This window comes from Peribacillus acanthi, assembly GCF_003073175.1.
Lineage (GTDB): Bacteria > Bacillota > Bacilli > Bacillales > DSM-1321 > Bacillus_BN > Bacillus_BN acanthi.
Genome location: NZ_QBBX01000003.1, coordinates 192024 through 202658, shown reverse-complemented (window position 1 = coordinate 202658; position 10635 = coordinate 192024). Strand labels below are relative to the sequence as shown.

At 36.9% G+C, this 10635-nt stretch carries 20 protein-coding genes; all 20 read right to left on the bottom strand.

Annotated elements, in window-relative coordinates; genetic code table 11:
- Positions 1-152: 152 nt before the first annotated feature.
- Positions 153-434, bottom strand: a complete 282-nt coding sequence (locus tag DBX25_RS04295) for a hypothetical protein (RefSeq protein WP_108669540.1) — start codon at positions 432-434, stop codon at positions 153-155.
- Between the two features lie 222 nt (positions 435-656).
- Positions 657-1064 (bottom strand): hypothetical protein, encoded by a 408-nt coding sequence (locus DBX25_RS04290; protein WP_108669539.1) that lies wholly within the window; start codon positions 1062-1064, stop codon positions 657-659.
- A 281-nt stretch (positions 1065-1345) separates the two neighbouring features.
- Positions 1346-1837 (bottom strand): hypothetical protein, encoded by a 492-nt coding sequence (locus DBX25_RS04285; RefSeq protein WP_108669538.1) that lies wholly within the window; start codon positions 1835-1837, stop codon positions 1346-1348.
- A gap of 4 nt (positions 1838-1841) precedes the next feature.
- Positions 1842-2042, bottom strand: a complete 201-nt coding sequence (locus DBX25_RS04280; RefSeq protein ID WP_157950879.1) for a hypothetical protein — start codon at positions 2040-2042, stop codon at positions 1842-1844.
- Positions 2039-2431: a DUF1064 domain-containing protein gene (locus DBX25_RS04275; RefSeq protein WP_108669630.1), complete on the bottom strand. Its 393-nt coding sequence runs from the start codon at positions 2429-2431 to the stop codon at positions 2039-2041. Before DBX25_RS04275 ends, DBX25_RS04280 begins: the two co-directional genes overlap by 4 nt.
- Positions 2428-2583 (bottom strand): hypothetical protein, encoded by a 156-nt coding sequence (locus tag DBX25_RS20490; RefSeq protein WP_157950878.1) that lies wholly within the window; start codon positions 2581-2583, stop codon positions 2428-2430. The genes DBX25_RS04275 and DBX25_RS20490 overlap by 4 nt, the downstream gene beginning before the upstream one ends.
- 331 nt (positions 2584-2914) lie before the next feature.
- Complete coding sequence (locus DBX25_RS04265) at positions 2915-3442, bottom strand: dUTP diphosphatase (RefSeq protein WP_108669535.1); 528 nt, start codon at positions 3440-3442, stop codon at positions 2915-2917.
- Positions 3420-3692 (bottom strand): hypothetical protein, encoded by a 273-nt coding sequence (locus tag DBX25_RS04260; RefSeq protein ID WP_108669534.1) that lies wholly within the window; start codon positions 3690-3692, stop codon positions 3420-3422. The genes DBX25_RS04265 and DBX25_RS04260 overlap by 23 nt, the downstream gene beginning before the upstream one ends.
- A 9-nt stretch (positions 3693-3701) precedes the next feature.
- Complete coding sequence (locus DBX25_RS04255; protein WP_108669533.1) at positions 3702-4166, bottom strand: single-stranded DNA-binding protein; 465 nt, start codon at positions 4164-4166, stop codon at positions 3702-3704.
- Between the two features lie 146 nt (positions 4167-4312).
- Positions 4313-4513 (bottom strand): hypothetical protein, encoded by a 201-nt coding sequence (locus DBX25_RS04250; protein WP_108669532.1) that lies wholly within the window; start codon positions 4511-4513, stop codon positions 4313-4315.
- A 252-nt stretch (positions 4514-4765) separates the two neighbouring features.
- Positions 4766-5119 (bottom strand): hypothetical protein, encoded by a 354-nt coding sequence (locus DBX25_RS04245; protein ID WP_108669531.1) that lies wholly within the window; start codon positions 5117-5119, stop codon positions 4766-4768.
- 62 nt (positions 5120-5181) lie between these two features.
- Positions 5182-5601 carry an HNH endonuclease gene (locus DBX25_RS04240; RefSeq protein ID WP_108669530.1) on the bottom strand — a complete coding sequence of 140 codons (420 nt, stop codon included), beginning with the start codon at positions 5599-5601 and terminating at the stop codon, positions 5182-5184.
- 12 nt (positions 5602-5613) lie between these two features.
- Positions 5614-5931 carry a hypothetical protein gene (locus tag DBX25_RS04235; RefSeq protein WP_108669529.1) on the bottom strand — a complete coding sequence of 106 codons (318 nt, stop codon included), beginning with the start codon at positions 5929-5931 and terminating at the stop codon, positions 5614-5616.
- Positions 5931-7154, bottom strand: a complete 1224-nt coding sequence (locus DBX25_RS04230; RefSeq protein ID WP_108669528.1) for a sigma-70 family RNA polymerase sigma factor — start codon at positions 7152-7154, stop codon at positions 5931-5933. Before DBX25_RS04230 ends, DBX25_RS04235 begins: the two co-directional genes overlap by 1 nt.
- 7 nt (positions 7155-7161) lie before the next feature.
- Positions 7162-7323 (bottom strand): hypothetical protein, encoded by a 162-nt coding sequence (locus tag DBX25_RS20485; protein WP_157950876.1) that lies wholly within the window; start codon positions 7321-7323, stop codon positions 7162-7164.
- Positions 7324-7328: 5 nt separating this feature from the next.
- Entirely contained in the window at positions 7329-7583 is a 255-nt protein-coding gene (locus DBX25_RS04225; RefSeq protein ID WP_108669527.1) for a DNA-entry nuclease, read from the bottom strand.
- Positions 7573-7788, bottom strand: coding sequence for a hypothetical protein (locus tag DBX25_RS04220; RefSeq protein ID WP_108669526.1), 216 nt, complete (start codon positions 7786-7788; stop codon positions 7573-7575). Before DBX25_RS04220 ends, DBX25_RS04225 begins: the two co-directional genes overlap by 11 nt.
- A complete protein-coding gene (locus DBX25_RS04215; protein WP_108669525.1) occupies positions 7785-9092 on the bottom strand; it encodes a replicative DNA helicase in 1308 nt (435 codons plus the stop codon). The genes DBX25_RS04220 and DBX25_RS04215 overlap by 4 nt, the downstream gene beginning before the upstream one ends.
- Positions 9092-9925 (bottom strand): DnaD domain-containing protein, encoded by an 834-nt coding sequence (locus DBX25_RS04210; RefSeq protein ID WP_108669524.1) that lies wholly within the window; start codon positions 9923-9925, stop codon positions 9092-9094. The genes DBX25_RS04215 and DBX25_RS04210 overlap by 1 nt, the downstream gene beginning before the upstream one ends.
- A 55-nt stretch (positions 9926-9980) precedes the next feature.
- Positions 9981-10586, bottom strand: a complete 606-nt coding sequence (locus tag DBX25_RS04205) for a hypothetical protein (RefSeq protein WP_108669523.1) — start codon at positions 10584-10586, stop codon at positions 9981-9983.
- Positions 10587-10635: the final 49 nt, after the last annotated feature.

Here is a 10635-nt window from a genome sequence, read left to right as displayed (position 1 = left end):
ACTGGCTCGGTTGTTGTTTCTTTATATTCCATATAATCTTTCGCCATAATGCGATCCAATAAATCCTTACGTTCGTCTTTGACCTGTTCTTCTCGCTTGATGATGAATACCAGAAGAAGTAATACTAAAGCAAATACCATGTATTCCATTCTCTATCCCCTACCTTTGCATCCTTTTAGTTTCTTCACGTCAATAGAAAAAGACCATTCCAACGGCAAATAGAATTCCTTTTTGCAATAGATACATTTGTATTTAGTTCCACCTGTAGAAGAGGTCCCTATACTTACATAACGATGATTTCTGAATCTTGATTTAATCCAATCAACCATCTTATCCACTCCATTCTTATTTCCTCTAAACAAGATACCCTTTATACTTTCCTGTGCCACCCCGGCAGGAAACCGTGTCACTAAGGACTGAAGATGAGCAAGCATATTTCGAATATCCTGTTTACAAAAAACAAATAAGCGACCGCCCCCACCCCATGACGTATGTTGTCGCTTGATTTCCCACTTATGACCATTATCGAACAGAAAAAAGACGATACCCCTGTTACCGAGTATCGCCTCTCCACCTTTTTACAAAACGCAGGATCGTTTTAGTGTTTATTGAATTTAAAAGGTATCATCAATGATTCCTTTTATACTCTCATGTTACTATGCTTTTATCAATATGTCAGTGGGTTCGTGGTGGGTTGTTTTCCCAATTCGTGAGGATACTTCTTTGATGTAATCGTAACTATATTGTAATTCTTCTGCGATTTCTTTTAATGACTTACATTGTACGAATCTCATGTAAAATACTTTGTATTCTAATCCTGCATATTGTTCTAACTGCTCCACAATCCGATTCCTTGCAGCTATTTTGATTAATAGTGTTTCTTGCATCTTTTCAATTTTATCTGACAGCTTATCGAATCGGGCTATCGCATTATCCATCGGCACAGTATTAAATAACCTACCACCGATATACCATTGCATTCGTTCTTTATCTGCCATTTCTATTTGTTCTTGGAGGATTTCTATGTCCAGTAGTAGATCATTGTATATTTGAAATGAATTCATCTATTTTCCCCCTGTGTTATCTATACTTTGCATTTTTACGGTTTAAACGTAAACTATAGTTTCGAACTATGCAGTTTCCTTTACATTTTCTTCGTAACCGCATTTTTTACAAACTATAATCTCGACCTCTACCCCATCCCATAACACTAGATATCCAGAGGAATAAACCATTTTATTTTTACATTTAGGACAATCTTTCAATGTTTTTCACTCCTTCGCTTTTTAGGTCAACAACAATTCGGAATTACCGAACAGTTGTAAAGTAAAACTTGATAACCGGACTATTGCTCTCCATCTTCTTTCTTAATCGCCTTAATCATGTCTTTCAATGTGTTCTGCATTCCTTGATAGGAAACCGCAATCCCTTTCCAGGTCACATAATACCCTTCATAAATCCCTGACTTTTCGAGGTTAATGCCCTCTTTTATCCGACTAGCATAGTTCGAGTCATTGATTGCCCTCTTATTCGTCTCACGCTCATATATATAACTTTGTCCACGCTCTGTACTGGCTCTACCAAAATAGAACTGATACTGGCTCTTGTAGTATCCTGCTATCTTCCACGCTTCACGCTCAGCACGATTGTAATAGTGTTCTAGTTTGGCAATCTGGAAGGGTGTGAGTGCATCTAGGTTTTCTTCATACGCATTGATGGATGTTAGGAGCTCATTATGTAGTTTGATCGCTAGTGCAGCTCCTTTAGGTAAATCCTCTTTGAATGCTTCCTTCAGTTCTTCGGGTGATAAGACTTCTTCTTGAATAGGTGGAGTCATTTGCTCACCACACTACTTCGGCATGAGCGATTTTAACGTGTTTCTTATCGTCACCATCTTTTACTAGATAATATATTTCCGACTTTTTTGGCGGTCCTTCTGTTTTAATTAATTCGAATTCCTCACCTACACGACTGTAATACCACCATCCGAACACGGTGTATTTATCAGCTTCAGGAATTTCTTTAATTCTAATATTCATCATTTCACCCTCTTCAGCTTTTTCCATTCATCTACTGAGATCCAACCGCCATACTTCTTCACATATTTCATCAGAGTTAGAGTGTAAGGATATTTCTTCTCAAACAATTTCCTCTTAATCTTAAAGTCTGCTGTTTCGAATCCTTTGACGTCTACTATTTCTATCCGACCATCAGTGTGTAATATTTCAAAATCAGCAATATACATAATGGGCCTATGCCATTTACCATCTTTTTTGAATCCTTCTTGTAACACAAAAGATGGTTGAAGATTAAATGCTTGGATTTCCCACCGCTCACACTTTTCTTTCAAGTGGAGGTAATACTCTGATTCTGTTTTGCTATCGAATGTAATGCCGTCAATGATTGTCTTCTTAGCGTGGTATTTGCTCATTTGCATTTACGCTCCTTCTCACTGACCGACCAATCATACATTCTCATAAACTCTAATCCTGTATTCTGCATTTCTTCTAAACTCATAGGTTCATCCCTACGGACTTCATCACCTGTCATGGGGTTACGGTAGCAGTACCATTTTGTATTCATCCTCTATTCCTCCTTACATTCATTACACATAAGTCTATGAAGACCACAATCAGCACATGGATTATTTGGTATTTTGGCTTCGCAAGATAAGTGATAGCAAGTTGATTTATAAAAATAATCTGTATGGGTTTCTGTCCTCGCAACGCAAGCGTGATGAACAGGTATCTCTTCATTACATACACCACATAAATCTGGTTTCATCGTTTCTCCACCTTATCTTCGTATAGTCGTGTTAACTCTTCTTCACTTAGGCTTAATAGCTATTCATCGCTGAAATTCGTAACAGAGTTTATTAGAAACAGCATGGTTAGGTTGTCTGGTTTTTCGCTCATTAATATCCATTCTCCTGGCGTTCAATGTTGATCTCATGTTTCTCGAAATAGGCTTGTTCAATTTGTTCCCAAGTGAATCCGAGCATTTCACCTAAACCGATATAATTTGCAACTAAATATTGATACATCGGCAGACTTTGATAATTTATTAATGCTGTAGCTTTAACATTTATCCAGATAAACTGTTGCTCGATTGTTTGATTTTGAATAGGTTTAATGTTTGAAATCTGATTAGAAAATCCTAATTCAATCCCTAATTCCAAAACAAAATGTAATCCGTCCACATATTCTTCAAGTAGTGGGTTTTTATAAAATGGTCCATTACTTGCTGATTTATGGATTTGCACTTTCGTTCTTGGCTCTTGGTCCTTACTCCAAAACTTAAACCCTCTCCACTCATTCGCACACTCACCCAATTCAACCAGGAGTGCCAGCACCAATTTATTAAATCGATCTTCACCTTTGTAATTAAATAATCCGACCTTTCCTAACTTTCTTTGTGCTTCAAACAATTTTTGTAGATTCATTCTTAACTCTCCCCCGATACAATTTGTAATCCTTTATACTTGCTGCTACATCTGATTCACTAATCCCTAAATACTCTGCTATCTCCCATACTTCTTTCCCCTGTCCGTACATTCTGACTAAATCTAGGAGCATATCTTGATTCCATCTCATTTGCAGCTCTTGCACAGCCCGGTATTTGTGGTCTACCGGGCAATTATCGTGTAGAGCTATCGTAAGTAATTGTGATTTTGTTGCTTCGTTCCAGTTCATCGCTTTACCTCACTGAAACGGTAAATCATCATCAGAAATATCTAGTGGTTGTCCAGAGTTTTTAAATGGATCATCAACGCGGTTGTATTGACTGCTATTTCTGCCTCCCGCTGTTCTTATTTCAGTTTCCTGCGTATTTGTATTACCTTGCGTGTTTCGACTCTCATTTTGGCTCTTAGGCGTTAAAAACTCGATACTAGAAGCAATTATCTTAGTTTTATATTGTTTCTGACCTTCCTTTTCCCATTGCTCCACTTCCAGATGACCGACAACTCCAATTTTGCTTCCTTTGCTGCAGAAATTAGAGGTGTTTTCGGCGACTTTACCCCAGACCTCAACCGGTAGGAAACTAACCTTTTCTCGATTAAATGGATTATTTATAGCTACGTTAAACTTCGCTACAAACTTTCCAGAAGGTATAGCTTTTAGATCAATGTCTGTTGAGATATTACCGATAATTTGCACACTATTCATTAATTCGTTCCCCTTTACTGTTCGTATGATTATTGACTAATATAGAAAATGGTGATTTATTGCTATTTTTAGGTTGAGGTATGAAGCAGTATCAATCTTCACACTTTCACCCATTTGTTGCGCTATATCTTCGGAAAGAGACATAATTATTTGTATCGCATTGCCATTTGAGCTAAATCAATTACTTTGTTGTATTTATTTTCAAGAATGCCTATACCTCTTACTTTTTGCATTTGAGAAATTTCTCTCAAGGTGTTTTCATACTTGATGTTAATTTGTCGCTGATTTTCATATAAACAATACCAACATAACTCTCCATCAATATGACAAGTGCAAGCACTACTCATATTTCCTTCACTCCTTTTATGTCTGGTACATTATGTACCGGAGCTTAAGTTCACGTTAGACCTAACCCTATTCTCCGTGCTAAGACATTATAAAATACACTCTTTAAAAACGAATTTCCCTTCTTCGTTACACTCATTACACTCTTCCATTATGAAAAAGAATTGTAATTGAAGGTCTTTGACTTCGTAGCCTTTTTGACACTTAGGACAGTACATAGTACATTTAACTGTCATTTCTCCACCTACTATCCATCAGTCTTCATTTAAATCTTTTGCTACCTCGAACTTCTCATAAGATATTTCAATATTTACAGGTTCATACACTTTCAATATTTCCTCAAAATCAAAAGTGACTGTTGCATCTTCACCAAATTTATCAATCATATATTTTTTATGAATTTCCGAAAACCTTTTTACCTCTTCAACATCCGATTCATTTGGAGTTGATAAATCCGACCTCCAAATCATATAGGCACATTCGATTTCATCAGAGGTTACATCCAAATCCGGGTCATCCCAATCTCCAAAATCCATATGTGAAGCTAAATACCGATTGTCTTTATTCTTGTTTTTTAACACAATTACAGGAACCATTTTTTCGCCCATTTTTATCTCCTTTCAACCTGTAAGAATTACTTACAAGTCACTTCGCTTTTTGTGTCTATTGTTCATTTCCTTAATATCTCGAATACCTCATTGTGTTCCATCCACTTCTGAACCTCTAGGTTGGTTTTCTTACCAAATTCCGTTTTGTACACTTCCATTAGATCTTCTCTGTCCTGGTAAAAATGTTTGCCGTACATCTCTTTGAATTGCCTTATCCAGTGATTCAGTAATTTGTTGTCTGCATGCACTTCTTTATGACAGTCATTACAAAGTAATAAACCGTTTGTATAAACATTTCTTCCTGACCTTGACCTCGGCCACACATGATGAACATGGTGCGCTAAACGGCTACACATTGCACATTCATTGTTATAATTCTGTTTCACCGCATCACGTACCATCTTCGAAAACTTGCTGCGCTCTCCGCGTTTCTTTACTCGCCTTTTATGAGAAGGTTTAGGAATTGGAAAGAATGTCTGCATCACAACACCTCATTAGATTAGATTTAATTCAACCTTCCTTCGATGCACTCGATTTCTAACTGATTGCACGGTACGTTTCGTTTTCCATGCCACTTGATAAGGCTGTAATTCACCTTTAATGCAGCGATCTACTAATTCTATTTCTTCATCTGTCCAATTTTTGTGAGGTGGTCGTGTTTGGATGGTTTCACTTAGTTTAGTTACATCGAAACAATCCCCACAACTTGGGCAAAACACCCTTCCTCTTTTTCTTTTGGTATGCAAAGAGAAAATAACAATGCATTCATTACAGATGTAAGAGTCAATCAATTTAAACTTTCGAAGTGTCATTACAGAACCTCTTTCAATAACGCTCTTGCTGCATTAGCTTCCCTTCTTGAAGCGTCAGCATAAGTCTGCAAGTCTCTGTTCACTTCTACTAAACATTCATTTTCTTGAGCATATAAATTCGCTTTGTTTCTCCATTGATTTAGTTCTTCTTCTACATCATCAGTGGCAGAAATAATTTGATCCTGTTTCTGAACCAAAATTTTCATCTCTTCTTCCAGTCTGTAATTCTTAGATTCTAGCTCTGTAATTTTCCTCATTATTTCTGGATGTTCTTTAACTTGTCGCTCTAAATCCGCAATTTTCTTTTTCAAGACTTCGATAAGCTGCGGATGTTCACCTATTGTTTTTGTCGTTTCTTTAACGGGATATTTTTGTTCTCTTAACTCTTTCCATTTATTTTTATATTTGGAAAGAGTTACACCCGAAATGTTAAGATTTAAACAAATCTCTTTGTTTTTAAGACCCTGTCTTTTAAGCGCTAAATATTGTTCTTTAGTAATAGCAGGTTTTCTCATATCTTCGTCTCCTTTGTAATCCTCATATATTTCACGAAGGACTTTTATCATTCTTGATACTTGCACTTGTGAAACCTTTAAAATTTCACCGATTTGAGCTTGTGACTGATTGGACAGCAACCCTTTAACAACAATGTGATGATTAGGGTGATGTTCCTTCAAATAATCCATAAACTCGTCCACGAAAACTCTGCTGAAATCTTCCTGAGTGGATAAGGTGTCCTCGATGGTCATATCCTTATCACCATTCCCGTTTCCAGCGATCAATTGGTTAGTCGAAACTGATAAAAAATTTCGTTTATAATCAACAACTAATTTCGCTTCATCTGTCTTGATACCTAATTTCTCTACTATCTCATTAACTGAATCATCCATCGTCACTTTAACTGCCCATTCTTTTACTTTTCTTGAAAACTTTGGTCCAGCATTTTGGTCCCGCATGAATCGTCGAATTTCTCCTAAGATTTTCGGAAAAGCATACGTTAAAAATTTAAATCCTAGAGAATCATCATAATTGTCATAGGCTTTCATTAACCCAATTTGCCCCTCACTATATAAATCCTCGTATTCAACTCCATGCATTTTTGCTCTCTTTACATACGGCTTCAATACTTTGTGGACAGCCTTTTGGTACTTCTCTAAAATATCTTCTTTAGTGAGATATTCCCCGTTGATTTCCTTCCTTTCCAATGCATAATCCATAGTCATTTCCTGTTTACACCCTCACATCGATTAGTGATTCTTCCGCATTCTTTAAAGCTCGTAATCTCCAATACTCGGATTGTTTAAATAAGGCTTTAATTTCTTTTTCCATTAAGGCAAGTGCTTCGTCTTTCTTTCTTAACTGTTCTTGTAATTCTTTAATTTGTACTTCCATCCCATTCACCAATGTTTATTCAGATTTTTGTAATACTCAAATCGGCCAGTCTTTTTTAGTAAATGCAACCTTGTATCTACCGTTGTGACCGTTCTACCTAGTGCCATCGCTATCGTTTGTCGGTCATCTATTGATTCATATTTGCAAAGATATTCTAAGTCTTCCTCTGACCAAGGCAATCCTTGTTTGTTATGTAATTCTGGATGGTATTTAATACGTCCTTGAGAATCGTATTCCACTAGAACATCTTCAATGAGCACGCTTTCCACCTTCCCTTAGTCTTTTGTACTGTTTTATGTGTTCGTTCATCTGTGTATTGAATCGGTCTTGAAAGTAAAACTGTAGCTTTTCTTCATCATCTGTAAACTCCAAGACCTTTTTCTCATGCACCAGAAACTCAATAAGCAACTGCAGCTCCCAATACGGACTTGAAACAGCTTTTTCGTATATTTCTTGAACGGTCATTTCCCCTCCAAATATATGTCATAGAAATTTTGAGTCTCTAAATCACTTCTGAATTTTAAAACTCCTGTTCTTCCTTGACGGTTTTTAGCAATAATCAACTCTGTGATGTTCGTTGGTTCCTGATCGCGCTTGTAGTAATCCTCTCGATGGAGAAATCCTATAATATCCCCTGCTTGTTCGACTGTTCCGGTATCTCGAATATCTGACATGGTAGGTCGCTTATCTTGCCTGGATTCGTTTTGTCTGTTCAATTGGGCAAGAAGAATTACAGGGATATTCAAATCTTTAGCCATTTGTTTGATATCAAGCACCATATTTCCGTAATCATAATTGCTGTTCCCTGTTGGATTGATTGGCCTTAATTGAGTAAGAAAGTCAATGCAGCATATATGCTTTTTATCTGGATGTTCCTTAATTCGTTGCCTCATTCTTGCGCGAATGGCAGGAACGGTTACTTCTTCATACACTTCAAATCTACTACTCTCTAAAATTCCGACGGTTTGAGCATAACGATTATGTTCCTCTTGACTTTTAAAGTATTTATTAATGTTTCGTAATTTGGCTAAGTTGATATTTCCGGCTTGGGCTATTAATCGGTCAATGATTCCCCCATCTGGCATTTCTGCACTCATGAAGGTTGGCATAACATCTGGATCTTGTTGGCTACCTTTCCAGAGTGTGGCGAGGCCAAATGCCGTCTTGCCCATTGAAGGTCTTGCACCAAGCACTATGAGGTCTTTTCGTTTCCAACCATCTGTTAGTTTATTGAGCGTTTCAAAACCTGTATTTACACCGCTATAGCCCTTTAATGGGGCATCCATATGTTCACCTACACGTTTAGCTACTCGACTCTTAAAGTTTTCTTTTTGATTCACTGTGCTAATTTCTAATCGTGAAACCTTTTCCATGAAGGACAGCAGCTCTTCTTTTTTCGCAAACTGACTCACATTGAATAGGAAGTCTGTGGCAATGTCCTTCGCTTTGGATATATTGTGATAGTCCAGAATAGATTGTTGGTAAGTAGGGAAAGCATAGAGTGACGGGACACTGTTGATCATGTCACTCATATACCTAGAACCACCCATCTCATGAACCTTCACATCATCCACGGTTTTTAAGGTGATAAAATCTAATCGTTTCCCGTCTTTATGAAAATCCATTAGGAGCTTGTACCATTCTCGATGTAGAAGGGATTGGAAGTGATGCTCAGATAACACCACTTCGTCTATTAAGCTATGATCCTTTAATAAACAACCTAGTAAATTACCTTCTAATTCATGGACTACTTCTTGAATGTTTAACATCAGTAATCCTCCAGGCTTAGTGCGTTGTATTTCACTGGTAATTCATTTTGTTTTTGATGTGTTCTAATATTGATTTTCGTTGCATATGATTTCTCAAGAGCTTGTACATCATTTAAAGTGAAAGCGTTTTTCTCCTTCCACTGTTTGAGGAGGAATTTTATAAAGCCGACTGTTTTACGATCTCTATCCAAAGCTATTTTGATAGCTTCAATTACTATTTCAGACTGACCGTTGAAATCATCTACCCATTGCCATAGTTCTTCCATCTGGAGTGGTGAAAGTCTGCCTATTTCAGATTCGTAAAAATGAATGGGATTGGTTGTAGCAGGAGGAGTTTCCTCTACTACTTCTTTTTCTTTTTCTTTTTCTTTTTCTTTTTGTCCACGTGTCGTTGACGTATCGTGGTACGTATCGTAGACGTATCGTGAAAACTCATTAGTAATGGTTTCATTAGGGATGTTATTCATGATTTCCCAGAGCAATGTTTTATCTTTTACATCCGATAATTCTTTTTTGATACAATCTATAACAGGCTTTCCTGCTTTATTGAGGTTGTATTTCCCCCAATTAACAATGGCAAGTTCTCTAGTCTGGTCATTATATTTAATTAGTTTGTGAACAGTTCTAAATCGTTCCAACAAGCTATTGATAGTTTCTGTGGAGTAGCCCAAATCAAAAGCCATTTGTTTCTTAGTTATCTGATAAACTCCTATTTGAGTCGTATTAGGATTTGTAAGTAGGTACAGATAAAAGTATTTATCTTCAGGAGTCATTTCTTCTAATACTTTAGGGTCTTGCCAAAATTCAACGTGAACGTGTCTGTATTTCGCCACTTTTTTTCACCTCAATGGTATAAAGTTGTCCTAGAGTGATATACTGTAATATGAATTATTTTTCTTGCGGGTCCTCTGCGCCAACAGAGGGCTTTTTTAATTGCTCCCATTTCTGGAAATACTCCCAATACTTGTTGTCGCGTTTTAACGTGATTCTAATCCCTTGACTGCGATCATCTATCTCATTGGATGGTACGATAAACGGATACACTCTCTTATTATCAAAACCTACTAAAATCATGTAGTCGCAAGTCTTTCTATAGAGCTTTCTAGTTCTTCCGTTCTTCAACTTGATACGATGGTCCGATTCCACATGCTGTAATTCAGCTTTGTTAGATAAGGAGAAGTAAAAGGAGTTCTTATCCATGTTGGCCGACTTCACTTCAATTTTGCATTTCCCATCTGCCAATAAATCGAATATGCTCGTTTTATCGAATTTGTTCATATCTACTACTGTATGACCTAGTTTCAATAATTTATGAAACACATATCGTTCTCCAATCTCTCCTACACTTCTTCTCGCTTCTATGTTGTATGTATGTCTCATGTGGACGATGGAAGTTCTGTCTAATCCTACAAAGTCTGCAATTTCTTTATCTGAATAACCTTTATTTGTATATAAGTGACTTAGTAAGTCTCTTGTAAGTCCGATGGCTGCCATTCTCTCCCTCCTTCACCTTTTCACTTAATAATTTTTCTAAACAATCATG